This is a genomic window from Rhizobium sp. YJ-22 (genome assembly GCF_029601685.1).
Classification (GTDB): Bacteria; Pseudomonadota; Alphaproteobacteria; order Rhizobiales; family Rhizobiaceae; genus Metarhizobium.
This window is the reverse complement of record NZ_JARRIR010000002.1, coordinates 511068-536215: the sequence shown is the minus strand read 5'-3', so window position 1 is coordinate 536215 and position 25148 is coordinate 511068. Positions and strand designations below refer to the sequence as shown.

Genomic DNA, 25148 nt, shown 5'->3' with positions numbered 1-25148 from the left:
GGCCGCGAAGCATATATTCTCTCCAATCTCGGTTTCCTTGCTAGGGGAACGCGAGCGCGGGGAAACGGTTCCGCGTCAGAAGGCCGAGGTCCCGGCGGCGCTTTCGCCCTTGGCGGGGTGCAACTTCTCGATCGCCTGCGAATAGGTGACGCAGGCGACATCCGGTTTGCCGCAGACTTCGGTGACGAAACGGTCGAGCGCCCGCCAGTAGGCGCCGCCATTCATCTCGACGAAATGGAAGCCGAGCTGCAGCGGAATGCGCTGGCCGGCATATTGCGCCTCGAAGGCGGCGCGGTAGGCGGCGAGCGCCCGTTCCTCGAATTCGGCCGAACGCGCCTTGTTCTCGATGCCGACGGAATGGCGCACGAAAAGATTGTAGTCCATGGCGACGACGGGCTTGGCGGCCGGGCCTTCGGGTATCAGCGGCAGACCGAAGTGGATGATGCCATCCTGCTCGCGCGGCAGCATCGGTCCCCTGGTCACCAGGCTGGCGTCGTAGGTCAGGCCGTCCTCGCGCTCGGCATCGACCAGCGGCTTGCCGGCGGCGAGGTAAGGGGCGCGAAAACCGTGGATGCCGTTTCGGGCGAAATCCTGCCATTGCGCAGGTTCCCTGTCGGCAGCGCCGGCGCCCTTCCAGGCATTCGCAAGCGTGGTGCGAAAGGTGCGGAATTCCTGCGCCCAGTCAGCTTTCGTCCAGTCCTTGCCGTCGAAATGGCCGCAGCCATGGCTGCCGATCTCATGTCCCTCCAGATGGGCAGCCCAGAGATGGTTCAGGCGGGTGCGGATTTCACCCTCGCTTCGGGCGAAGCCGACATTGGAGCGCCCCTTCTTCTGTCCCGGCGCCTGATAGGCCTTCTTCGCATCCGCATTCATCAGGAAGGTACAGGAGAGAAAATAGGTGAAATGCGCGCCAGTGCGTCCGGCGAGTGCCCGGCTTCTGTCCCAGAGCGCATTGTCATGGGCGCCGTCGAAGGAGACGATGACCATCTGCGGCCGTTCGGCAGCGGCGGCCAAGGAGGGGGCAAGGACGGACAGGGCGGGCAAAAGATACAGAAAACGAAGCATTCCAACTCGACTCAGGCAAAATCCGGCGCATTTCCGAGCATTTCAAACACGTGCCGGAAACGCCTTGATGCGGCTTTCTGCCTCGTGAATGCGGCGAAGCTTTGATAAGGCTTTCATTTCAACGGGCTTGCCGGTAATCCAGTCGCATCGTTTGTCGTTCAGGGAATTTGCACCATGACATTGCTGGTCGTCGGCCTCATCCTGTTTTTCGCCGTGCACCTGCTGCGGGTCTTCGCCCCCGGATTCCGCACCGGGGTGATCGCGCGCTTCGGCAAGCCGGCCTGGGTCGTGTTCCATTCGCTGGCCAGCATCGTCACGCTCGTGCTGGTGATCTATGGTTTCGCGCAGGCGCGCGACGTCACCGACATGCTGTGGTATCCGCCGCTGTTCATGAAGCATATCACCGTGACGTTGATGCTGATCGCGATGATCTGTCTGGTGGCGGGTTTCCTGCCGGCCGGGCATATCGCGACGAAAACCCGGTATCCGATCGTGCTGTCGATCAAGATCTGGGCGTTCGCGCATCTGCTGGCGCGGGGCGATACGGCCTCCGTGCTGCTGTTCGGCTCGTTCCTCGCCTATGGCGTGCTGTTGCGCATTTCGCTGAAGCGTCGTGAACGGGCCGGAGAAATTGCGCCGCGTCCCTTCGTTTCCGTGGGTTACGACATCGCGGCCGTCATTCTCGGGGCGGCCCTCTGGTTCCTGATCATCTGGAAGCTGCATGAGTGGCTGATCGGCGTCCAGCCGATCTCCATGGGGTGAACAGGGCCGATTTGCCCGATTCCCCCTTACAATATGCGTAAAATCGGTTAGAAGGCAGCCTGATGCGCCAGAAGGCGAACGGCCGGAGACAGGAATGGCATTCAACGACGACAGCTTCATCCGCGAAGTAAACGAGGAACTGCGCTCGGACCAGTTCAGGTCCGTCTGGCGCCGCTTCGGCCGCATCATCATTGGCCTCGCCGTGCTGATCGTCGTCGGCACCGCCGCCCATCGCGCCTATGATTACTGGCAGACGCAGCGTGCCTCCGGCTCCGGCGACGAATTCCTCTCGGCGCTGAAGCTGGTCGACGAGAACAAGCCCGACGAGGCGTTGAAGGCGCTGGAGAAGTTGGCGGCCGAGGGACACGGCTCCTATCCGGTGCTGGCGCGGATGCGCGCCGCCACGCTGCAGGCCGAAAAGGGCGATGCGGCGGGCGCGGCAAAAACATTCTCGGAAATCGGCAAGGACAGCGCGGTTCCGCCGGCGCTGCGCGATGCGGCGAAGGTGCGGGCCGGCTGGCTGCTGATCGACAGCGCGCCCTACGACCAGGTCTCGGCCGAAATCGAAGCGATGGCGACGCCGCAGAACGCGTTGCGCAATTCCGCGCGCGAGGCGCTCGGCCTCTCCGCCTACAAGGCAGGCGACTTCAAGAAGGCCCGCGACTGGTTCCAGCAGATCGCCGACGACGCCAATGCGCCGCGCACGGTCGCCAACCGGGCGCAGATCATGCTCGACCTGATCGCCGCTTCCGGCAAAGCGGCCTAACCGAAACCGGGAAAACCCATGAGCTTCACCGTCGCCATCGTCGGCCGCCCGAATGTCGGCAAATCCACGCTTTTCAACCGTCTGGTCGGAAAGAAGCTGGCGCTTGTCGACGACACGCCGGGCGTTACTCGCGATCGCCGGCCGGGCGAGGCCAAGCTGGTTGACCTGCGCTTCACCATCATCGATACCGCCGGCCTCGAAGAGGCGGGCGCCGATACGCTGGAAGGGCGCATGCGCGCCCAGACGGAAGCCGCCATCGACGAGGCCGACCTGTCGCTGTTCCTCATCGACGCCAAGGCGGGCCTGACGCCGGTCGACAAGGTGCTCGGCGAAATGCTGCGCAAGCGCGGCAAGCCCGTCGTGCTGGTCGCCAACAAGTCGGAAGCCCGCGGCTCTGACGGCGGTTTCTACGATGCCTTCACCCTCGGGCTCGGCGAGCCTTGCCCGATCTCGGCCGAACACGGCCAGGGCATGATCGACCTGCGCGACGCCATCGTCGCGGCCATCGGCGAGGACGTGGCCTTTCCGCCCGAAATCGACGAGCCGGAGACCAATGTCTCCCTGTCCGCCGATGACGGTGATTTCGGCGAGGGCGAGGAAGAAGCCGCTTATGACGAAACCAAGCCGCTGCGCGTCGCCATCGTCGGCCGCCCCAATGCCGGCAAGTCGACCCTGATCAACCGTTTTCTCGGCGAGGACCGGCTGCTGACCGGCCCGGAGGCCGGGATCACCCGCGATTCCATCTCGGTGGAGTGGGAATGGCGCGGCCGGATGATCAAGATGTTCGACACGGCCGGTATGCGCCGCAAGGCCAAGGTGCAGGAGAAGCTGGAAAAGCTGTCCGTCGCCGATGCGCTGCGCTCGATCCGCTTTGCCGAAACGGTGATCATCGTCTTCGACGCCACCATCCCATTCGAGAAGCAGGACCTGCAGATCGTCGACCTCGTGCTGCGCGAAGGCCGGGCCGCCGTGCTCGCCTTCAACAAGTGGGATATGATCGAGGATCCGCAGGCGGTTCTGGCCGACCTGCGCGAAAAGACCGAGCGGCTGCTGCCGCAGGCGCGCGGTATCCGCGCCGTGCCGATTTCCGGCCAGACGGGCTACGGGCTCGACAAGCTGATGCAATCGGTGATCGATACCGACAAGGTCTGGAACCGGCGCATTTCCACCGCCCGCCTGAACCGCTGGCTGGAGGGCACGCAGATCCAGCATCCGCCGCCGGCCGTCTCCGGACGCCGCCTGAAGCTGAAATACATGACGCAGGTCAAGGCCCGCCCGCCGGCCTTCATGATCTCCTGCACCCGGCCGGACGCTCTGCCGGAGTCCTATGTGCGCTATCTGATCAACGGGTTGCGCAACGATTTCGAGCTGCCGGGCGTGCCGGTGCGAATCCATTTCCGCGCGCCGGAAAATCCGTTCGAGTCGAAAAAGAAGCGGCGCTGAGAATTTGGCGGACCGTGAGGTCCGTCAACCGATTGGCTTTTTCACATCACTTGCAGATATGCCGCGACAGCGGCAGCGGCGACATGTCCGCCCTGGCGCAGGCCGGGTTGGTCGCGTTGGCGCGGGTGACGTTGTCGAGGAATTGTTGGGCCGCCGCGGTCCAGGAATAGCGTTCGGCCAGGTCGCGCGCGGCGTTCCCTGAGAGGTCGAGGGCGCGCAGGCATGCTTCGCGCAGGTCTTCGCTGAGCGCGCCGGCCTGCGGCTCCGAGCCGAGGATGTCGATCGGGCCGGTGACCGGATAGGCGGCGACGGGGACGCCGCTGGCCAATGCTTCCAGGATGGTGTTGCCGAAGGTGTCGGTCTTCGAGGGGAAGACGAAGACGTCGGCCTGGGCATAGGCGGCGGCGAGCTCCGCACCGAATTTGACGCCGGTGAAATGCGCCTCCGGGTGGCGCTCTTCGAGGCCGCGGCGGGCCGGGCCGTCGCCGACCACGACTTTCGAGCCGGGTAGGTCGAGATCGAGAAAGGCCGACAGGTTCTTTTCCGGGGCGATGCGGCCGACGGTCATGAAGATCGGGCGCGGCAGGCCGAAGGGGCATTCTTCACGCCTTGCCGGGTGGAACAGTTCGGTGTCGACGCCGCGGCTCCAGCGCACGAGATTTTTCAGGCCGCGGCCGGCGAGTTCGCTCTCCAGGCTTTCCGTCGCCACCATGCAGGCGGCGCCCGCATTATGGAACCAGCGGGCAAAGGCATAGGTGAGCGCCAGCGGCACCGGCAGGCGGGCGGCGACATATTCGGGAAAGCGGGTGTGGTAGCAGGTGGTGAAGGGCATGCTGTGGCGAATGCACCAGCGCCGCGCCTTCAGGCCCAGCGGCCCCTCGGTGGCGATATGCACGAAGGCCGGCTGCTGCCGCTCCAACTCGGCCGAGACGCGCGAATAGCTTGCCAGAGACAGGCGTATCTCGGGATAGGTGGGACAGGGGATGCTGCGAAACCGCTCCGGGGTCAGCAGTGACAGCCGATGGCCGAGGCGGGTCAGTTCGCCGACCGTGTTTTCGATGGAACGCACGACGCCGTTGACCTGTGGATGCCAGGCATCGGTAACGATGGTGATTGCGGTCATGGCGACGGCCCCCGGTCGCGGACGCGGACTCATTCCGCGACGGCGTTCGGGATTCCTATCGCCAAGCTTTGTTACAGCAGCATGTCAGCCGCTTTCGCAGCCTGTTTTGTCGCATTTCAGGAGGGAAAACCGGTATCGGCTTTTCCGGGACATGCTCTATGCGAACAGCTTTTCGCGCGGGATCAGCGCTCCATGCTCGCCGATGACACGGGCGGCGATGCCGGCGGCGAAGGCGGCGGCGGCAGCGGGATCGCCATGCTCCAGATAATGGGCGAGGAAGGCGCCGTTAAAGCTGTCGCCGGCGCTGGTGGTATCGACGATGCGCTCGACCATGGTTGCCGGAACATGCATGTCCTCGCGGCCGGCAAAGCGCAGCGTCGCGCCGTTCGGCCCGTCCTTGACGACGATATCGGCAACGCCGAGGCCGGTGTAGCGGTCGAGCGTGGCGGCGACCGAGGCATCGCCGAAATGCTGGGCTTCGTCATCGAAGCTCGGCAGGACGAGGGTGGAGGCACGCGCGCCTTCGCTGATGACCGAAAGCATGCGCGCGCGATCCTTCCACAGGCGCGGGCGGATGTTGGGGTCGAAGGCGACGCGCTTGCCGGCTGCCTTGGCGCGACGCAATTCGGAAAGCAGGGTCTCGGCATCGGCGTCCGGCAGGATCGCCAGCGTGATGCCGGAGAAATACAGCAGGTCGGCGCTTTCCAGCGCCCGGCGCAGATGATCGCCATTGGCAGCGAGCTGGCGGGCGGCGGCGGTCTCGCGCCAGTAGCTGAAGGAGCGTTCGCCGTCCTTCAGGTGAATCATGTAGAGGCCGGGCATGCGGCCGGGCAGGCGGCGGATCGCATCCGTGCCGATGCCGGCATGCGCCATGAAACCCAGCATGTCCTGCGACGTCTGGTCGTCGCCGAGCGCGGTCAGGTAATCCACCTGCCAGCCGGGGGCTGCGCAGAGGCGCGCATACCAGGCAGTGTTGAAGGTATCGCCGGCAAAACCCTTGCGCAGCAGCCCGTCTCCCGCCTGCGACAGTTCCACCATGCATTCGCCGATCGACAGAAGATGCCCGCTCACCCGTGTTCTCCCCGCTGTGCCAGATGTTTTCCCGGACGGAAAACCGTTCTCGGAAGTGCCCCGATGTTTCCCTGCGGCAATACGCCGGTCGGGGATTTCGGGCAAGGAAAGATTGACGCACACCTTGCCGCCCTCGCGCCTTGCGGCGGACAGGTTTTCGCGGAAGAGTCGGAGCCTCGCCTGTTTCGATTCGCCAGCCGGAGTCCTGCATGACCGACCCTATCAAGAGCCCGACGACGAACCCCGACTGGTGGCGCGGCGCGGTCATCTATCAAGTCTATCCGCGTTCCTTCCAGGATACGACCGGCGACGGGTTGGGGGATCTGCGCGGCGTGACGTTGCGCCTGCCGCATATCGCCTCGCTCGGCGTCGACGCCATCTGGCTGTCGCCCTTCTTCACCTCGCCGATGGCGGATATGGGGTATGACGTTTCCGATTATTGCGACGTCGATCCGATCTTCGGCAATCTCGCCGATTTCGACGAGATGCTGGCCGAGGCGCATCGCCTCGGCATCAAGGTCATCATCGACCAGGTGATTTCCCACACCTCCGACCAGCACCCCTGGTTCATCGAAAGCCGCGCCAGCCGCGACAATGCCCGCGCCGACTGGTATGTCTGGGCCGATCCCAAGCCGGACGGCACCGCGCCCAACAACTGGCTGTCGATCTTCGGCGGCCCGGGCTGGGAATGGGACGGCGTGCGCCGCCAATACTACATGCACAACTTCCTGATTTCGCAGCCGGATCTGAATTTCCACAATCCCGATGTGCAAGATGCCGTGCTGGCGACGGTCAAGTTCTGGCTGGATCGCGGCGTCGACGGTTTCCGTCTCGATACGGTGAATTTCTATTTCCACGACAAGTTGCTGCGCAACAATCCGCCCCATGAACCGGACCCGGATTCCGTCGGTCTCGATGCGCCGGATACAAACCCTTACGGCATGCAGAACCACCTCTACGACAAGACGCAGCCGGAGAATATCGAATTCCTGCGCCGTTTTCGAGCGTTGCTCGACCAGTATGAAGGGCGCACGACGGTCGGCGAGGTCGGGGACGGACCGCGTTCGCTGAAGACGGTGGCGGCTTATACCGGCGGCGGCGACAAGCTGCACATGTGCTACACCTTCGACCTCTTGGGGCCGGATTTCACCGCCAGCCATGTGCGCAAATGCGTGACTGCCTTCCAGAATGCCGTCACCGACGGCTGGGTCTGCTGGGCCTTCTCGAACCATGACGTGCAGCGCCATGTCAGCCGCTTTGCCGAGACTGTCGAGGAGCGCGCCCGGGTGGCGAAGCTGGCGGTGACGCTGCTTTCCGCCTTGCGTGGGTCGATCTGCCTCTATCAGGGTGAGGAACTCGGCCTGCCCGAGGCGGAGCTGGCCTTCGAGGATCTGCGCGATCCCTATGGCATCCGCTTCTGGCCCGCCTTCAAGGGCCGCGACGGATGCCGCACGCCGATGGTCTGGGAAAAGGCAGCCGACTACGCCGCCTTCTCGGCCGGCAAGCCGTGGCTGCCGGTTCCCGTCGAGCACCGACCGCTGGCGGCGGATGCTCAGGAACACGATCCCGACAGCGTGCTGCAGCACTATCGTCGCACGCTCGCCTTCCGCCGCGACCAGGATGTGCTGCGCGATGGCGACATGCGTTTCGTCGATTCCAACCAGAATCTGCTGAGCTTCGTGCGCGAGAAGGACGGCAAGCGGCTGCTCTTCGTCTTCAACCTGACGCGTGAACGGGCCAACTTCGCTCCCGCAGACCAACGCATCGCCCGCGTCATCGCCTGGCCGGGCTTCAGCCCCGTCTATGCCGATGGCGAGATTCATCTCGCGCCCTTCGACGTGTTCTGCGCAGAGCTGGATTGAGCCGGATAAAGGAAGGCCCCTTGCGGGGCCTTTCCTCGTTTCAGATATCGCTGTTCAGGATATCGCGCAGCTTGCCGAAGATCTCGTCGATATGCTTCTTCTCGACGATCAGCGGCGGCGAGAGCGCGATGATGTCGCCGGTGGTGCGGATCAGCAGGCCGTTCTCATAGGCCTTGAGGAAGGCGGTGAAGGCGCGCTTGGTCGGTTCGCCGGCGATCGGTTCCAGTTCGATGGCGCCGATCAGGCCGGTGTTGCGCAGGTCGATGACGTTCTTGCAATCCTTCAGGGAATGCAGGCCGTCTTCCCAATAGGACGCCAGTTCGGCGGCGCGGGTCAGCAGGCCCTCTTCCTTGTAGGTGTCGAGCGTGCCGAGTGCGGCGGCGCAGGCGATCGGGTTGCCGGAATAGGTATAGCCGTGGAAGAACTCGATCATGTGCTCCGGGCCGTTCATGAAGGCATCATGAATCTCGGAAGTGACGAAGACCGCGCCCATGGGGATGACGCCGTTGGTCAGGCCCTTGGCAGTGGTGATCATGTCCGGCTTGACGTCGTAATATTGCGACGCGAAGGGCGCGCCGAGGCGGCCGTAACCGGTAATGACTTCGTCGAAGATCAGCAGGATGCCGTGTTTGGTGCAGATCTCGCGCAGCTTCTGCAGGTAACCCTTCGGCGGGATGAGCACGCCGGTGGAGCCGGCGATCGGCTCGACGATGACGGCGGCGATCGTCGAGGCGTCGTGCAGGGTGACGATGCGTTCCAGCTCGGTCGCGAGATCGGCGCCTTCCTCCGGCTGGCCGCGCGTAAAGGCGTTCTTGGCCGGCAGGTGGGTGTGCGGCAGGTGGTCGACGCCGGTCAGCAGCGTGCCGAACATCTTTCGGTTCGAGACGATGCCGCCGACGGAGATGCCGCCGAAATTGACGCCGTGATAGCCGCGCTCTCGGCCGATCAGGCGGAAGCGCGAGCCGTTGCCCTTGACGCGGTGATAGGCGAGCGCAACCTTGAGTGCGGTTTCTACCGATTCCGAACCGGAATTGGTGTAGAGCACATGGTCGAGTCCGTCAGGCGCGATGTCGACCAGGCGGTTGGCGAGTTCGAATGCCTTGGGGTGGCCCAGCTGGAAGGCGGGGGCGTAGTCGAGCTCGCCGGCCTGGGCGCGGATCGCCTCGGTGATCTTTGGGCGGCAGTGGCCGGCATTGACGCACCACAGGCCGGCCGTGCCGTCCAGGACCTGGCGGCCGTCATGGGTGGTGTAGTGCATGTCCTTGGCGCCGACGAACAGGCGCGGCTCCTTCTTGAACTGGCGGTTGGCCGTAAACGGCATCCAGAAGGCCCGCAAATCGTTGGGCGTGGCGTTCATACGTTCGGACATGGTTCGTCTCCTCCGACCAGGCGGGCGGCATGGTCACTTGCATCGATGGTTGGCGGTGCGCCGGATTTTACCCGACGGTCAAAGTATCAGCGGGCGGCGGGGCGTCAAGCAGGGTGGCTTGTCGGCACCCGTTTGAAGAGGGTTAACTTTTCCTGTTTAGGGTGCCGCGCGGCTGCTTATGCTCTCTCCGCGCCTGCCATGATCGGTGGGCCGTAACGACAAGAAGGTCATGATGACTTCCCCAATCCTCGCGGCGCTCGGTCTGGTGCTGGCGTTCGGCACGTCCGCCTTTGCGGCCCCTTCCTCCAGCCTCGTGCGTGGCGGCGATTTTTCCAATGGAAAGGCCGGTTTCTGGTCGACGGACAATGTGCGTCTCGCCGTGCGCTCCGGCCAGCTCTGCGGCGACGTGTCCGCCGGCGTCGAAAAGCCGTGGGATGCGCTGATCGGCGTGGATACGGGCGAGCTGAAGGCCGGCCAGTCCTATGTTCTCGGTTTCGAGGCGCGCGCCACCGGTAATGACGCGCCCGACAGGATCAAGGTGATGCTGCAGGATCCGAAGGCGCCATGGGCGGAGCGGTTTGCCGCGCCGGTGGAGGTAACAGAGGCGCTGGAGCCGGCCAGCCTGCCGTTTTCCAATGCGCGCGCCGGCCGCGCCCAGCTCGTCTTCCAGCTCGGCGGCCAGCAGGGCGCCTGGCGTTTCTGCATCGACAATGTGAAGCTTTCGCCCGCGGGCGAGAACCAGGCGGAGACGCGCATGAACCAGAACCGCGCCGCACCCGTCCTGGAGCCGGTCGCCGATCCGGTGCGGCTCAACCAGGCCGGCTTCCTGCCCGGCGGGTCGAAGCGGGCGACGATCATATCTTTGTCGAAGACGCCGTTGCGCTTCCAGATCGTCGATGGCGCCGGCAAGGTGTTCGGCGAGGGTGAGACGGAAGTGCGCGGCGTCGATCCGGCCTCCGGTTACAGCCTGCACGTCGCCGATTTCACGCCGCTGACGCGGCCGGGCGGCGATTACCGGCTGGTCGCTGGCGAGGCGGCAGGCCCGGCCTTTGCTATCGACAGCGACCTTTACCGGCGGCTCTCCGTCGACGCGCTCTCCTGGTTCTATCCGCAGCGCAGCGGCATTGTCATCGACGGCGCGATCGCCGGCGCGGCCTATGCCCGCCCGGCCGGCCATGTCGGTGTCGATCCCAATCGCGGCGATGGCGCGGTTGCCTGCCTGACCGGACCGGTGGCGGCCAAGCTTTACGGCAAGGACTGGCAATGCAAGGGCACGCGCGACGTCAGCGGCGGCTGGTACGATGCCGGCGACCACGGCAAATATGTCGTCAATGGCGGCATCTCGGTGGCGCAGATGATGGCCGCTTTCGAGCGCGCCAAGCGTTTTGCACCGAAATCGCCGCTGCTCTCGGATGGTTTCGCACGTCTGCCGGAGCGGGGCAACGGCGTGCCGGACGGTCTCGACGAGGCGCGCTGGGAGCTGGAATTCCTGCTGAAGATGATCGTGCCGGACGGCGAACCGCTTTCCGGCATGGCCTATCACAAGGTTCACGACATCGGCTGGACCGGCTTGCCGATGCTGCCGCATCTCGACCCGAAGGAGAGGGCGCTGCACCGGCCCTCGACGGCGGCGACGCTGGACGTCGCGGCCGTTGCCGCGCAAGGGGCGCGGCTGTTCCGTCCCTATGACGCCGCCTTCGCCGACAGGCTGCTGGCGGCGGCGCGCACGGCCTATGGGGCAGCGCAAAAACACCCCGATCTTTTCGCGCCGGTCTCGGATGGGCAGCAGGGCGGCGGCGACTACGACGACGACGATGTGTCCGACGAATTCTACTGGGCGGCAGCCGAACTGCTGATCACCACCGGCGACACGGCCTATCTGGAGGCGCTCAGGGTCTCGCCGCACTGGAAGCGCGATCCCTTCGACGGCGCCGGCTTCGACTGGCGCAACGTCGCCGGCTTCGCCCGGCTGGAACTGGCGCTCTATGGCGACCCGCTGCCCGATGCCGACCGGCAGATGGCCAGGGCTTCGGTGATCTCGGCCGCCGACCGTTTCGTCAGCTACCAGAAGAAGCAGGGTTTTGGCTATATCTACCGTCCCAAGGGCGGCATTTTCGCTTGGGGTTCGAATCACCTGATGTTGCAGAACCTGCTGGTGACGGCGGCCGCCTTCGACCTCACCGGCGAGAAGCATTACCTGGCGGCAGCGCGCGAGGCGATGGATTACCTGCTCGGCCGCAACCCGATGAACATCTCCTACATCACCGGCTACGGCACGGCCTTCGCCCATAACCAGCATAGCCGCTGGTATGCGCATCAGCTCAACCCCGCCTTGCCGTCGCCGCCAGCGGGTTCGCTGGCCGGCGGGCCGAATGCGACGCTGGCCGATCCCGTGGCGCTGGAAAAGCTGGCCGGCTGCGCCGGCTCGCGCTGTTATATCGACGATATCGGCGCCTGGGGCGTCAACGAGATCACCATCAACTGGAATGCGGCGCTGCTGCAGGCGGCGAGCTTCCTCGCCGATGCGCAATAGGCCGTAACGGTTGTCGGCGCGACAGTCCGGAGCAAGCTCGCCGTGCGACCATAAGCCTGTCGCGGCTGCCTGGTCCGTTTTTTCAGGGCAGAGGGGAGCGGGCGGTCGCGACAGAGCCTGCTCTTCGACCGTTCCGGCAGGCGTCTGTCAGGCAGGGGTTTCGCTGACGGTCTGACAGTAGATTTCCTCAAGAGTGCCGAGCACCTTCAGGACCGCTTCCGACGAACTCGAATAATAGATGGTCTGGGCGTCGCGGCGTGTGTTGACCAGTTTCTGGGCACGCAGCTTCGACAGATGCTGCGACAATGCCGATTGGCTGAGGCCGACCTGACTGGCGAGCGCGCCGACAGCCACTTCCCCCTTGACCAGGCTGCAGAGGATTTGCAGGCGCTTGGGGTTTGCCATGGCGGACAGCAGGCCGGCGGCGACAGTCGAATGGTCGGAGAGAGAATCGGTTTTCATCGTGCGTTCCAGCGCCGCCGTCAGACGGGGGCAAACAAGCTCCGGCTCGGGGCCGCACGATTTTTCCCGTGCCGGATCGGTCCGGGGAAAATTATGCAGCGACTATAAAGTATTACAGCGATTTTTGCACGTTGGTGGACGTCACGTTGCGCTGCAGGAAGAGCGTCAGACTTATCGTCGGGGTCCAAAATTGTACATTGCTAAATTTAACGTATTGTCGGCCCGGTTTGTCCCATGTAACTAATTAAGCTATGCGTAAATTGCAGCGGTTCGGGAAATTCCAGCCGCCCGCCGACGGTATTGTCCGTCGATGCGATGTCGATCCCGCCGGCATCCAGTCCCGCGATCCGCCAGTCGTTCGAGGCGGGCAGCGACAGGGTTCTGGCGATGCCCGCCGCAGCCTCGGGATCGGCGGCCAGCAGGCTGGCCAGCGCCTCTTCTTCCATCTCCGAAAACTGCTCCGCGTCCGGTCGAGGGCCGAGGATGTCGGTGCCTTCAAGCGCATGGGCGCGGCCGAAGCCGCCGTTGAGGCTCGCCGAGACCGGCGCCAGCCGGAAGAAGGCGAAATCCGGAAAATCGATGTAGAGCGCGGCCTTGGGGTGGCGCAGCACGAATCGGCGGCGCAGCCGGACGCGTGCGGGATCACCCACCGCCACGCGTTCGGCGCGGGCGAGAATGGTGACGCGTGGATAGGCCAGCGGATCGCCCTTGCCCTGCTCGCCCGCCAGCAGCGAGCAGCGCGAATCGGCCGTCAGCGCCCTGGTATGGGCCGAGAGCGCCGAGACGAGGATAACAGGCGTGCCATCGCTATCGGTGGCGGCCAGCACGCGGCTGGCGAAGGGGAAGCCGGTTTCGGCATCGACGACCGCCAGCGCCACATGCGGGCCGCCATGCAGCAATCGCCGCGCCAGGCGGCGGGCATCGTCATCCGTATCGCGCAGGACGGAGGGCTTGTCGGTCATGTCGTCTCCTCCCATAAGAAAAGCGTATCGCAGGTCAGGCCGCGACACGCTTTCAAAGCATCGTTTTATCGCATTTCCGAACGGAACCGGGTATCCGTTTTCCCGGAAATGCTCAAAAGTGGCCGCCGCTCCACCGAAGCAAAAGTGGCGGATGTGCCGGCGCTTCAGGCGTTTTCCCGGCGACGGTGGCGAGTGAGGCCCTCGACGATATCCTGGGCGCTGATCGTGCCGATGACAGTGCCGTTGTCGACAACGCCGATATTGCCGGGCTGGCGGGTCAACGCGTCCAAGATGTCGACCAGCGGCGTGGTGACCGTTGCCGTGGCGCTGACGCCGGGCGTTGCGGTCTGCACGCCGGCCTGCATGACGTCGCCGGCGGTCAGCATGTTGATCGGGTTCATGTTCTGCACGAAATCGGCGACATACTGGTTGGCCGGATTGCGGACGATCTCCTGCGGTGTGCCGCACTGGACGATGCGCCCGCCTTCCATGATGGCGATGCGGTTGCCGATGCGGAAGGCTTCGTCGAGGTCGTGGCTGACGAAGAGGATGGTCTTCTTCAGCCGCCGCTGGAATTCGAGCAACTCGTCCTGCAGGCGGGTGCGGATCAGCGGGTCGAGGGCCGAGAAGGGTTCGTCCATCAACAGGATCGGCGCGCCGGTCGCGAAGGCGCGGGCGAGGCCGACGCGCTGCTGCATGCCGCCCGAGAGTTCGTTGACCTTGCGGCCCGCCCATTTCGTCAAATTGACGAGTTCGAGCTGTTCGCCGACGCGCTGCTTGCGCTCGGCTTCCGGCACGCCGGCCAGTTCCAGCCCAAAGCCGACATTGTCGGCCACCGTGCGCCAGGGCAGCAGCGCGAATTGCTGGAACACCATCGAGACGGTGTGCATGCGAAAATCGCGCAGCGCCTTGGGGGAACAGGCGTAAGGGTCGATCGGCCCGGTTTTCGAGGCGACCGACACCTTGCCGCGCACCACCGGCGCCAGCCCGTTGACGGCCCGCAAGAGCGTCGATTTGCCGGAGCCGGAGAGACCCATCAGCACGAGGATCTCGCCCTCGTGGATGGAGAGCGACGCCTTGGCGACGCCGAGCACCAGGCCGGTTTCGTGGCCGATCTCGTCTCGGGTCTTGCCCGCGTCGATCATGGCGATCGCTTTTTCGGGATTGTTGCCGAAAACGATATCGATGTCGTTGAAGGTGACTGCATCGCTCATGCGCCATCTCCTGCTTCGGAACTGCGGAAGACGCGATCGAGGATGATCGCGAGGATGACGATGCACAGGCCGGCTTCAAAACCCTTGGCGACGTTGACGGTGTTGAGCGCCCGCACCACGGGTACGCCAAGGCCGTTGGCGCCGACCAGCGCCGCGATGACCACCATCGACAAGGACAGCATGATGGTCTGCGTCAGGCCCGCCATGATCTGCGGCGTGGCGAAGGGCAGTTCCACCTTGCGCAGCACCTGCATCGGCGTGGCGCCGAAGGATTCGGCCGCTTCCACCAGCGAGGGCGGCGTCGAGATGATGCCAAGGCGGGTGAGGCGGATGGGGGCGGGAATGGCGAAGATGACCGTGGCGATCAGGCCCGGCACCATGCCGAGGCCGAACAGGATCAGCGCCGGGATGAGATAGACGAAAGTGGGGATCGTCTGCATGAGGTCGAGGATCGGCCGCATGATCGAATAGACCCAGGCGCGCCGCGCCGCGGCAATGCCGAGCGGCACGCCGACCAGCATGCTGACGGCGGTGGAGGCGAGCACCAGCGCCAGCGTCTCGGTCGTCTCCTTCCAGTAGCCCTGGTTGATGATGAACAGCAGGCCGATCGCCGTCATCGCCGCGACGCTGACCGAGCGGCGCAGCCACCAGCCGATGGCGGTCAGCACCGCGACCACGATCAGCGGATGCGGCGTTTGCAGCAGATACAGCATCGCCTTGATGCAATTGGAAAGAATGAAGGAAAGCTGGTTGAAGAACCAGCCGCCGTTGGTCGTCAGCCAGTCGACGAAGGATTTCGCCCACGGCCCGATCGGGATCCTGTTGTCAGTTAGCCAATTCACGCGCGTCCGCCCGTTGGAAGATGGAAATCTCTAGCCTTATGAAAAGAGCGGCTTCACGCCGCTCTTTTCATTCCGATAGTCAGAGGCCAAGGCCGCTTTTGGCGGCGGCCAGAGCATCGCCGCCATCCAGCGTTGTGACGCCGGCAAGCCAGGGCTCGATGACGGAAGGATTGTCCTTCAGCCATTCGGTGGCGGCGGCTTCCGGCTCCTTGCCGTCATTGAGGATCTTGCCCATGATCTCGTTTTCCATCTTCAACGAGAACTTCAGATTGGTGATGAACTTGCCGACATTGGGGCATTCGGTGGTGTAGCCGGCGCGGACGTTGGTGAAGATGGTGGCGCCGCCGAAATTCGGTCCGAAGATGTCGTCGCCGCCCGAGAGATAGGTCAGCTTGTAGTTGGCGTTCATCGGATGCGGCTCCCAGCCGAGGAAGACAACAGGCTTGCCTTCCTTGTCGGCGCGCGAGACCTGCGCCAGCATGCCCTGCTCGGAGGATTCGACCACCTCGAAGCCCTTGAGGCCAAAGGTGTCCTTGTCGACCATGTCGATGATCAGGCGGTTGCCGTCATTGCCAGGCTCGATGCCGTAGATCTTGCCGTCAAGATCGTCCTTGTGGGCGGAGATGTCCTTGAAATCCTTGATGCCGAGTTCGGCGCCCTTGGCGTTGGTGGCGAGCGTGTATTTGGCGCCTTCCAGGTTCGGGCCGAAGGATTCAACCGACTTGTCGTTCAGGAAGGGACGCACGTCATTTTCCTGGGTCGGCATCCAGTTGCCGAGGAAAACGTCGATGTCCTTGTTCTTCAGCGACTGATAGGTGACCGGCACCGAAAGCACCGTCGTCATCGGCTGATAGCCGATGGCTTTGAGCACGACGGAGGCGGTCGCGGTGGTCGCGGTGATGTCGGTCCAGCCGACGTCTGAGAAGCGCACGCTCGCGCAGGCTTCCGGCTCCGCGGCATGAGCCGGTGCCGTTGCCAGCGCGCCAAGTGCCGCCGTTGCCAGCATTGCCAGTCTGAAACTATTGATTTTCTTCATTGATAACTCCCAGCCTTTTATTGTTCAGAGCCCCCAGCCAATCACCAATAATAGCGAATTTCAAGCGGAGAGCTGTCTTTTACCGACTGTTATCATGGTCCTTTGCGACGTTTTGCACCCTGTTCAGCGGCGTGAAACCGGTGATGATGGGCGCAAACCGCGTGGGAGACGTTTTCCGCGGGTGCAAATCGGGGAACCTCCATGATGCGTCGCTGTCTTGCCATACTCTGTCTTTTCGTGGCCTCGACCGGGTTGGCCCGGGCCGGCGGCGATGCGAAGGCGGGCGCCATGGTCTTCAAGAAATGCGCCGCCTGCCACACCGCCACCGAGTCGGTGAACAAGGTCGGTCCGTCGCTGATGGGCGTCGTCGGCCGCCCGGTCGCGACCGCCGCCGGCTATAGCTATTCGCCGGCGATGCAGGCCTTTGGCGGCGGCAAGGTCTGGGACGAGGCGGCGCTGACCACCTATCTCGCCAATCCGCGTTTCGTGGTGAAGCGCACCAAGATGACCTTCGCCGGCTTGAAGGCGCCAGCCGACATCGCCAATGTCATCGCCTATCTCAAGGATCCGGCCTCGGCGAAGTAAGACAGCCGACGATGCAATTCGCGGGACGGGTATGGTTTCATCCCGCACGGAATCCTATATGGTCTCTACCGGTTCGAGGGGGCGCGGGACGAGCGCTCCCTTCATCACTTGAGGAGAGGCACCTGCATGGCGACGCTACAGTCCTTCGACAGCGAAATTGCAAAGACCCGTTCCATCGTCGACGAGGTTCGCGGCAAGATGGCGCAATCGGGTGCCGCGCTCGACCAGTTCGCCAAGGCCGACACCAAGCTGGGCGACGTCAATTTCGATATCGAGAATGCGCGCATCCAGGACGTGCTCGTCCAGCAGAAGGCGATGGAAGCCAATATCGCCGACCTGATCATCGGCCTGGAAGACGCCACCAACGTCTTCGGCTCCGAATTCGAGAGCATGAAGACCTATACCGGCTACGAGAAGTTCATCGGCATCTTCTCAAAGCAGAAGGCGCAGCGCATGCGCACCGACCGCGTCCGCAACATGTCGCTGGCCGGCAACCTGCAGGAACTGCTGGTCAAGTCCGACACCATTGTCGGTATCCTGAAGGAGCAGCGTGGCATTCTCGACCAGCGCTACAAGAGTTCCGAGGCCAGCCTGATCCAGGTGATCGAGCGCCGCAAGCAGACGGTCGCCAATCTCGAAACCACGCAGAAGCGCATCAACGAACTCAACCCGCAGCTTCTCGATATCGAGAACCGCATCGCCGCCTCCACCGAGCAGGGCGAGCGCACCCAGCTCGAAGGCGAGCGCTCTGCGATGGCCACCGAATACAACCAGATGCAGGCGCGCGAACAGGAGTTGCTGGCCGAGAGCCAGACCTTGGAACGCTATACCTCGATGTTCCAGACCTTCGTCGATTCTCTCAACAACCAGATCGCCGCCCAGAACACGCTGATCAACAAGCTGACCATCGATACCGAGCAGCGCATCGTGCTCTACAAGGCCCTGGAAGACTCGCTGAAGACCGCCGCCCAGCAGGAAGTCGCCCACCGCATCAACACGCTGGGTTCCCAGGTGGATACGGCGGCCGAGGAAACCATGGCCGGCATCGGCGCGGCTGCCCAGCGCCATATCGGCGACCTGCTCGAAATGCACGAAAAGAACATGCTCGCGACGCAGGACATCCAGCGCCGCAAGAAGCTGGCCGACGACGCCTTCGCCCGCCGCTTCCAGGCGGTTCTCGACAAGCACAACGCCGCCGATTACGTCCGCCAGTGACGGCATCGCGCGCATGAGCAAAGGCGGGGACGACAGGGGCAGGGCGGCGGCATGATCACTCCATCCGACGGCCCGGTGGCGCAGTATTTTTCGACGGTGAAGACGGCGCTGTCGGGGCTGGAGGTCTATCTCTCCGACCCGGACCGCGCCGATCCCGGCAATCCGTTTCCGCCGGCGATCCTGACGCCGTTTCTCCGGCGTTTCTCCGCCTCACTGCAATGCTGGGAAAACCGCATCGGCTTTACCGAGCATTTCCGCATTTCCCGGGCCGAAAGCGGCTTTCCGGTGTTCCAGAACGTGCTGGAGCTGGAAAAGGACCGCAATACGGCGGAAGGACGGCTCGCCGCCATTCCCGACGCGCAGGTCCTGCGGACCGAGATGGCCGATTTCATCCTGCGCCACCGTGCTTTCCCCGAAGCGCTTCAGGCGCGCATGGCCGAGCGCATCTATCTGGAAGCGGTGTCGGCGGGCGAGATTTTTTCGCCGGTCGTGCTGCCGGAAACGGTGCATGTCGGCGTCAATCCGAAGAACCGGCGGCCCTATTATGTGGTTGTCTGGGGCGCCTTCGACGGCACGCAGACGCTGCCGATGGTCTATATCGCGCTGATCGAGGATTCCTCCGACACTCTGGTGAACATGCTGGTGCGCGACGACGGCACGCTCGATCCGTCGGTACAGATCCCGCTGCCGGTCGGGGGGCTGCTCAATCCGCAACTGGCGGCGCGTTTCGACGATTTCGTCACCCGCAACAGCGGTTATGCGCTGACGCCGGCGACCATCGCCGCCAATCTCGACACGGATTTCCCGACGCTGCATCCCAAGCAGTTGCGCCGCTTCGTGCTCGGGCCGTTCTATTCGGCGGGAATTACCGAGAACAACGATCGCATCACCGGCATCCTCTCCAAGGTGCGCAAGCCCGAGGACGCCTGGCTGCTGACCTGGACGCAGCAGGAGGTGTTTTCCCGCGCCGAGCAGCCGGCCGAACGCGGCTTCTTTTCCTCGACGCCTGCGCGACAGGAATTCTACATCGACACCGCCAATCTGGAGGCGACGCGCATGGGCGTCAGCGCCTATGAAAAACATGCTTTGGTGCCGCACGAAGCCTATCAGGCCCTGTATGCTTCCGGTGAAGCGGCGGCGATCTTCGGCGATTACAAGGTGCATGTCATTTCCGGCAATCAGGTGATCAGCGAGGTATGACGCCATGAGTTTGAACGCGGGCCTGACGACATTGCGCGAAGAGGAAATCGCCCGCCATGTCGCGGCGGCGCAGGCGCTGGTGACGCGCTTTTCGCTGATCGAGGCGGACGGCGCGCCGTCCTCGGCGCCGATTGCCGGCACCAACAGGCGTTTCGTGCCGACCGTCTCGACGGCCGGCGTCAGGCGCACCCGCGACGTCGAGCTGACGGCGACGGTGCAGGCCGTCCATGCCACCGATCCGCTGCTGTCGCCCGCCGGCCATACGCTGGTCTATCGCACCCGGCGCGGCGTGCAGGTGGCGCTTGCCGTTGCCGACGTGTTTGCGCGGCAGACGGTGCTGGAGGGTCTTCAGGCGCGCAATCTCGCTGCCCCTCTGGCTGGGGCCGATGCGGTGCAGTTCAAGGCCTATCTCGCGGCCGCCAGCTTCGTCGCCGCCTTCACGTTGGTCGCTTATCTCCAGGCGACGCTGCCGCCGGAGGAAGGCGAGGGCATCAGCGTCAACGCCCCGGATTTCCTGTTCGAAACGCCGCAGGACGGGCTGAAATGCATCGTCGCCGGGCTGGCGCGGGCGATTTCGGGTGCGGCCGACGACAACGCGATGGCGGCGCGGGCGCGGGCCTATCTGGCGCTGGCTCAAGAGGAATTGCTGGCGCGCAAAAGCCGGTTCCCGGAAAGCGCCGCCTTCGAGACCATGCATATTCGCCTCGATGCCGACGACGTGACGCTGAACGGCTTCGAGGCCGGCACGGGCGCCAAATCCAGGCCGCTGGTGATGAGCTTCAAGAAGCCGGAGGAGATCGTCGGCAACCACATCGCCAAATATCAGGCAATGAAGCTTGCCCGCATGCTGATGGCCTATGACTTCGACCGGCAGATGAACCCCTTCGTCGAACTCGGCGGCTTCATCTTCACCTTCATGGGCGACGGCATGCCGGGGACCGGCAAGACCATCCTGATCCAGATGATCGCCGGCCTGCTCAACGATTATTGCCAGGTGGCCGGCTACGGCTTCCATTACGAGAATTTCGGCGTCGACCAGATTTCCTCCTATCAGGGCAAGTCGGGGCAGAACTGCAAGGCCTTCGTCAATGCGGTCACCAATCCGCGCGCCATCGGCTTCGGCACCGTCGACGATGTCGACCAGGTGGCGGCCAAGCGTTCCGACGACCGCGCGTCCGCCGGCCAGCAGGAAGTGACGGCGGTGCTGATGGAAAGTTTTGCCGGCGCGTCGACCGTGGTGCGCGGCAATTGCACCTTCGGCATGTTCTCCAACCACCCGGAAGCGGTGGACGATGCGCTGCGCCAGCGCGCCGGCGCCCGCTGGCTGATCGACGGGCCGCAGACCCGCGACGATTACATCGACATCTTCGCCCTGCTGATCGGCCGCAACCATGCGATCCCGCTGGGCGACCATACGCTTTACGCCGGCCAGTCGATCAAGACGGCGGTCAAGGCCTCCTATGACGGCCATGCGCGCCCCTCCGAGGCGGGGCTTGCCGCTGTCTGGGAGCGGTTCGAGAAGGAGAATGGCGGTATCTCCTCGCTTGCCGATATCGGCACCTATCTTTACCGCATCAAGGAAGTGGAGCCGCGCTTTACCGGCCGGGCGATCAAGAACATCACCGACGCCATCAAGATGCGGGCGATGGATATCGACCTGCCGGACGAATGGTTCTCCAACCCCGAACCCTTCCTGCACAAGAGCTATGACGAGAAGAAACAGATGATCGAGGCGCTGCGCACGCCTGTTACCCTCGACATGGTGCTGCAGGAGATCAACCGCTACGCCGATTCCGAATTCCGCTACGCCGACACCAGCGACCGCACCGCCATCGACGAGATCGTCCGCCGTGAGAAGCAGCGCGAGCGTGCGATCGGCGAAATCGAAGCCATGAAGCGGGACGGCAAATGGTAGACCGCCTGTTCGAGGCCGAACTGATCTACGGGCGGCTGCTGGAGATATCGGAGCCGCACCTGATCGCGCGCTACAACAAGGCGCTGGCCGGCTTCGGCATGCGCGCGACGGCGCTCGACACGTTCCGCATCGACATGACCGGCTTTTCGCCGGAGATCGCCGACGAATTCGGCGACGAGGATTATCTCGACCCCAACCGCGTCAACCGCCGCTTCGTCATCCTGACGCCGGAGCAGGAAAACCTGCCCGTCGTCCATACCAGTTTTTCCAATACCGGCGGGCTGATGCATGAATTCTTCGAGGCCAACCGGCGGGCGATCCATGCGGTGACCATCAAGGATGCGCTCTATGGCGAGATCGAGGATTCGGTCTCGGTGGTCGACAGCCTCGAAGACCTGCTGTCGATCAACGAAGTGACCTTCCGCGTGCTCTCGGCCGAGGATCTGCTCGGCAAGGCCGGCGAATTGCGCCAGCTCGTCGACCGCCTGACCTCCGAGCCGGATGCCTGGCGCGACGATGTCATGCTGACGCGCATGGTGGAGCTGGCGCAGGTGACCGGCGACATCCGCCAGAACGCGCTGGTGCCCGATCAGCTCGTCTTCCGCCACGATGCTTTCTGGGCCAATCATTTCGGCGGCGTCTACGTCTTCCTCGACGGCAAGGCGACGACGGTGATCTGCGATCCCGCCGCCCCCGGCTTCCGCCGCTCGCGGCCTTGGCAGGTGGCCTATATCTCGCTTGGCGATCCCGCCGCCATTTATGATTTCCTTGTGCGCACCGGTCGCATCGATCTGCCGCGCGCAAGCTGGGTGGAAGGCTCCGGCCTGCTCAAGCACCGCGCCGAGATGATCGTGCGCGATCTCGTGCATCGCTCGCAGCCGGAGGTCGATCTTGACAAGATTGACGCCATATGGTTGCAAACCTGGATGCATCGCAATGTCGCACTGGTATCGAAGGACGGCGCCTATCCCTTCCTGATGGAGGCGTTGCGCACCATCGCCGTCTCCGGCGAGTTGAAGATGGCGGATGTGCCGCCGGCCTCTCGTTTCCTCGTCGTGCGGGCGCGGCCGGATCATCCGGACCGATGGCTGGTCAGCCAGCTGATCAGCGAGATGGTGCCGGCCGATTTCGTCTCGCGTTTCGTCTTCGACAAGGAAGGCTTTTACCGTTCCTATGACGCCATGGCCGAGACGATGCGCAAACATGTTGTCAGCGTGCTGGCGAACACTTACCTGAAGGACAAGAGGGCGTTCCGGATGCGCCTCTACGGACTTGGAGAGGATGACCATGCTTGATCCGATCATCGCCTTCTTCGTGCGCGTGTTCAGCGCCATCGGCAGGGGGCTCGGCATGTTCGTCGCCTGGCTGCTATGGCCGTTCCTGGCCGCGCATGGCTGGTATCGCCGCCGTTCCTGGGTGGTTCGCGGGCCGGTGCTGGCGATCCTGGCGCTGCTGATCGTCTCCTACGGCTATTTCATCTGGCAGACGCAGGTCTGGACCAATTTCAACCCGAACCTGATCGACAATTACGCGCTGGCGCAACGCAAGGCGCCGGCTGGCGCCGAACTGCCGACGGTGGAGGGGCAGGCGAAGACCTGCCAGCGCTCTGCGGTCGTCGATGTCGCCGCCGACCTCACCGATTTCAACGTCAACCAGAATGCCTGGATCTCGTCCATGCTGCTCTACCGGCTGGGCTTCTTCGGCATCGACTGGGATCACACGCCTTTCCTCGACAACAAGGCCTCGTTCCAGCGCGGCGTCAACCAGGCGGTGCGCCGCACCTCGGTGGAACTGGTCGATGCGCTGGGCCGCATGCGCGGCACCTCCAGCATCAACAACAACCTGCAGGATGCGCGCGGCAATATCCAGTTCGACGAATTCTCCTGGTATTTCGGCCTGCAACCCTTCGGCCCGAAGACGCCGACGCCGAGCTATTACCGCGCCGCGATCAAAAGCCTGCGCGCCTTCAACGGCGAGCTTGCCTCCTGCGCCGCGATCTTCGACGGGCGTGCCGACAACCTGCTCGAATTCGTCGACCGTATCGCCAACGATCTCGGCAATACCGCCTCGATCCTGCGCGACCGCTCGGAGAACTACAACGGCGGCTGGTTCGACACGCGCGCCGACGACCGCTTCTGGTTCGCCTATGGCCAGCTCTATGGCTATTACGCCATCCTTGCCGCCGCCCAGGCGGATTTCTCGCAGGTGATCGCCGAGCGTAACCTGGCGCCGATCTGGAACGATACGATGACGCAGTTCAAAGCGGCGCTGCGCATCCAGCCGTTCATCATTTCCAACGGCGAGGAGGACGGCTGGATCATGCCGACGCATCTGGCGACGATGGGTTTCTATATCCTGCGCGTGCGTTCGGGTCTCGTCGAAGTGCGTTCGATCCTCGACAGGTAAAAATCATCAATCGTCGGCGAAGGCGACGAACTGGTGCAGGTCATTCAGTTCGTAGATGACGCCGACGATTTCACCGGCCGGACAGTCCGGCAGGCGGCGGAAGCCGGCGACGGAGCGCACGAACTTGTAGCTCTCGCCGTCACGCACCCGGTAGTGATTGTGATAGCCGACGCAATCCTTGCTGGCCCGCTCATAGGTTTCCATCAGCACCGGCAGATCTTCGGGATGGATGCGGGCGGTGACGGCGACCATGTTCATCGGGCCGGTGGTGTAGTCGAGACCCAGGATATCGAAGGCGGCCGCGGACGCGAAGACATGGCCCGTCGCCAGGTCGAAGCGCCAGATGCCGAACCGGCGATAGGCCGAAACCAGCGTGACGATGTCCCGATCCGAAATGCCGAGTCTTTGCTGATCCTCGGCGCTCAGCGCAAACCGATGACTTTCATGATGCGGTAACACGCTTTCCCCCGTCCCCTCAGGCGCAATCGCCGGAACGTCAGGCGATCAGCTTCAGCCGGATCGCCTTGGCGACCAGTTGCGTCCTGTTGACGCAATCGAGCTTTTTGATGGCATTGTTGAGATAGGCGTTCACCGTGTGGTCCGAGAGGGACAGAATCTGGCCGATTTCGGCCGAGGTCTTGCCCTGCGCCGTCCAGCGCACCACCTCCAGCTCGCGCGCCGAGAGCGCATGCGGCAATGCCGGCTCGCGCGGACGGATCGCCGCATAGGCCTCGAAGGCATGGGTGGAAACCATGTTGAGGGCGTTGAGTTCGTCCATCTGCAGGCAATCGCGCTCGCCGTCATAGCGCAGCACCAGCCGCTCGCCGTCAAGGCCGGTCATGGCGATCACGATGCCCATGGTGATGCCATGGCCGATCATGAAGCCGGCCAGGGTCTGCCATTCCGGGGTCTTCTCGTCTTCCGTCACCGCTTTCAGCGCCCAGGTCTGCGGCAGAAGCGATGATTGCAGCCGGTGCGACGTCGGACAGATGGACAGGAGGCCATGGCGGTCGAAATCGCGGAAGAATTGCGGCGCATATGTCGTTTCCAGAACCAACGGCGCCAGATCGCGGTCGTCGGGGCCGGGCATGCGCAGCAGCGTGACATGATGCAGCGAGAACGCGGCCGCGACCCGTTTCAACGCGGCAATGAAAGCCCCGCGGGTTCTGACCGAGGACAGCTCGGTAATCAACAATGACTGCCGGTCCTGAAAATTCATCAATGTCATTGCGTCGGGGTTTCGAGGGAATTCGATGTTACCGCTAACAAAATTGCCGCCCGGCGGCAATAGAAAGCTCCCGACAAGCACGGCTCTTG

The 25148-nt window shown here is 63.8% G+C and carries 22 protein-coding genes; 11 read left to right on the top strand and 11 right to left on the bottom strand.

Annotated elements, in window-relative coordinates:
* Window positions 1-75 precede the first annotated feature (75 nt).
* Window positions 76-1065: a polysaccharide deacetylase gene (locus P7F60_RS07200; RefSeq protein WP_277917028.1), complete on the bottom strand. Its 990-nt coding sequence runs from the start codon at window positions 1063-1065 to the stop codon at window positions 76-78.
* A gap of 174 nt (window positions 1066-1239) precedes the next feature.
* On the opposite strand from P7F60_RS07200, the gene P7F60_RS07195 reads away from it, so the two are divergent.
* The 3 genes from P7F60_RS07195 (at window position 1240) to der (ending at window position 4036) form a co-directional block, all read left to right on the top strand.
* Entirely contained in the window at window positions 1240-1827 is a 588-nt protein-coding gene (locus P7F60_RS07195; RefSeq protein ID WP_277917027.1) for an NnrU family protein, read from the top strand.
* A gap of 94 nt (window positions 1828-1921) precedes the next feature.
* On the top strand, window positions 1922-2593 hold the full coding sequence (locus P7F60_RS07190; protein WP_277917025.1) for a tetratricopeptide repeat protein: 672 nt from the start codon (window positions 1922-1924) through the stop codon (window positions 2591-2593).
* Window positions 2594-2611: 18 nt separating this feature from the next.
* A complete protein-coding gene (gene der, locus P7F60_RS07185; protein WP_277917024.1) occupies window positions 2612-4036 on the top strand; it encodes a ribosome biogenesis GTPase Der in 1425 nt (474 codons plus the stop codon).
* A gap of 46 nt (window positions 4037-4082) precedes the next feature.
* Here der and P7F60_RS07180 read toward each other — a convergent pair whose 3' ends face one another.
* Together P7F60_RS07180 and P7F60_RS07175 are read right to left on the bottom strand one after the other, a co-directional pair.
* A complete protein-coding gene (locus P7F60_RS07180) occupies window positions 4083-5159 on the bottom strand; it encodes a glycosyltransferase family 1 protein (protein ID WP_277917023.1) in 1077 nt (358 codons plus the stop codon).
* Window positions 5160-5315: 156 nt separating this feature from the next.
* A complete protein-coding gene (locus tag P7F60_RS07175) occupies window positions 5316-6230 on the bottom strand; it encodes a sugar kinase (RefSeq protein ID WP_277917022.1) in 915 nt (304 codons plus the stop codon).
* Between the two features lie 209 nt (window positions 6231-6439).
* Here P7F60_RS07175 and P7F60_RS07170 point away from each other — a divergent pair, with 209 nt between their 5' ends.
* Entirely contained in the window at window positions 6440-8092 is a 1653-nt protein-coding gene (locus P7F60_RS07170) for an alpha-glucosidase (protein WP_277917021.1), read from the top strand.
* 40 nt (window positions 8093-8132) lie between these two features.
* Here P7F60_RS07170 and P7F60_RS07165 read toward each other — a convergent pair whose 3' ends face one another.
* Window positions 8133-9461 carry an aspartate aminotransferase family protein gene (locus P7F60_RS07165; RefSeq protein ID WP_277917020.1) on the bottom strand — a complete coding sequence of 443 codons (1329 nt, stop codon included), beginning with the start codon at window positions 9459-9461 and terminating at the stop codon, window positions 8133-8135.
* A gap of 229 nt (window positions 9462-9690) precedes the next feature.
* On the opposite strand from P7F60_RS07165, the gene P7F60_RS07160 reads away from it, so the two are divergent.
* Entirely contained in the window at window positions 9691-11994 is a 2304-nt protein-coding gene (locus tag P7F60_RS07160; protein ID WP_277917019.1) for a glycoside hydrolase family 9 protein, read from the top strand.
* A 147-nt stretch (window positions 11995-12141) separates the two neighbouring features.
* Here P7F60_RS07160 and P7F60_RS07155 read toward each other — a convergent pair whose 3' ends face one another.
* The 5 genes from P7F60_RS07155 to P7F60_RS07135 all read right to left on the bottom strand — a co-directional run bounded on the left by P7F60_RS07155 (window position 12142) and on the right by P7F60_RS07135 (window position 16510).
* Window positions 12142-12456 carry a metalloregulator ArsR/SmtB family transcription factor gene (locus P7F60_RS07155; protein WP_277917018.1) on the bottom strand — a complete coding sequence of 105 codons (315 nt, stop codon included), beginning with the start codon at window positions 12454-12456 and terminating at the stop codon, window positions 12142-12144.
* 206 nt (window positions 12457-12662) lie between these two features.
* On the bottom strand, window positions 12663-13418 hold the full coding sequence (locus P7F60_RS07150; protein WP_277917017.1) for a pyridoxamine 5'-phosphate oxidase family protein: 756 nt from the start codon (window positions 13416-13418) through the stop codon (window positions 12663-12665).
* A 164-nt stretch (window positions 13419-13582) separates the two neighbouring features.
* Window positions 13583-14632, bottom strand: a complete 1050-nt coding sequence (gene choV, locus P7F60_RS07145; RefSeq protein ID WP_277917016.1) for a choline ABC transporter ATP-binding protein — start codon at window positions 14630-14632, stop codon at window positions 13583-13585.
* Window positions 14629-15474, bottom strand: coding sequence for a choline ABC transporter permease subunit (gene choW, locus P7F60_RS07140; RefSeq protein ID WP_277917015.1), 846 nt, complete (start codon window positions 15472-15474; stop codon window positions 14629-14631). The genes choV and choW overlap by 4 nt, the downstream gene beginning before the upstream one ends.
* Window positions 15475-15553: 79 nt before the next feature.
* Window positions 15554-16510 (bottom strand): choline ABC transporter substrate-binding protein, encoded by a 957-nt coding sequence (locus tag P7F60_RS07135; protein WP_277917014.1) that lies wholly within the window; start codon window positions 16508-16510, stop codon window positions 15554-15556.
* Window positions 16511-16714: 204 nt separating this feature from the next.
* On the opposite strand from P7F60_RS07135, the gene P7F60_RS07130 reads away from it, so the two are divergent.
* The 6 genes from P7F60_RS07130 to P7F60_RS07105 all read left to right on the top strand — a co-directional run bounded on the left by P7F60_RS07130 (window position 16715) and on the right by P7F60_RS07105 (window position 23831).
* Window positions 16715-17095, top strand: a complete 381-nt coding sequence (locus P7F60_RS07130) for a cytochrome c family protein (protein WP_277917206.1) — start codon at window positions 16715-16717, stop codon at window positions 17093-17095.
* A 126-nt stretch (window positions 17096-17221) separates the two neighbouring features.
* Window positions 17222-18310: a hypothetical protein gene (locus P7F60_RS07125; protein ID WP_277917013.1), complete on the top strand. Its 1089-nt coding sequence runs from the start codon at window positions 17222-17224 to the stop codon at window positions 18308-18310.
* A gap of 51 nt (window positions 18311-18361) precedes the next feature.
* Complete coding sequence (locus tag P7F60_RS07120; RefSeq protein WP_277917012.1) at window positions 18362-19510, top strand: hypothetical protein; 1149 nt, start codon at window positions 18362-18364, stop codon at window positions 19508-19510.
* Window positions 19511-19514: 4 nt separating this feature from the next.
* The gene (locus tag P7F60_RS07115) at window positions 19515-21425 is read left to right on the top strand and encodes an AAA family ATPase (RefSeq protein WP_277917011.1); all 1911 of its coding nucleotides are present in this window, start codon (window positions 19515-19517) and stop codon (window positions 21423-21425) included.
* Entirely contained in the window at window positions 21419-22720 is a 1302-nt protein-coding gene (locus tag P7F60_RS07110; RefSeq protein ID WP_277917010.1) for a DUF6638 family protein, read from the top strand. The genes P7F60_RS07115 and P7F60_RS07110 overlap by 7 nt, the downstream gene beginning before the upstream one ends.
* Entirely contained in the window at window positions 22713-23831 is a 1119-nt protein-coding gene (locus P7F60_RS07105; protein WP_277917009.1) for a DUF2333 family protein, read from the top strand. Before P7F60_RS07110 ends, P7F60_RS07105 begins: the two co-directional genes overlap by 8 nt.
* A gap of 6 nt (window positions 23832-23837) precedes the next feature.
* Here the strand turns inward: P7F60_RS07105 and P7F60_RS07100 are convergent, their stop codons facing one another.
* The gene (locus P7F60_RS07100; protein WP_277917008.1) at window positions 23838-24290 is read right to left on the bottom strand and encodes a diguanylate cyclase; all 453 of its coding nucleotides are present in this window, start codon (window positions 24288-24290) and stop codon (window positions 23838-23840) included.
* A 37-nt stretch (window positions 24291-24327) separates the two neighbouring features.
* Window positions 24328-25059 (bottom strand): LuxR C-terminal-related transcriptional regulator, encoded by a 732-nt coding sequence (locus P7F60_RS07095; RefSeq protein WP_277917007.1) that lies wholly within the window; start codon window positions 25057-25059, stop codon window positions 24328-24330.
* Window positions 25060-25148 lie beyond the last annotated feature (89 nt).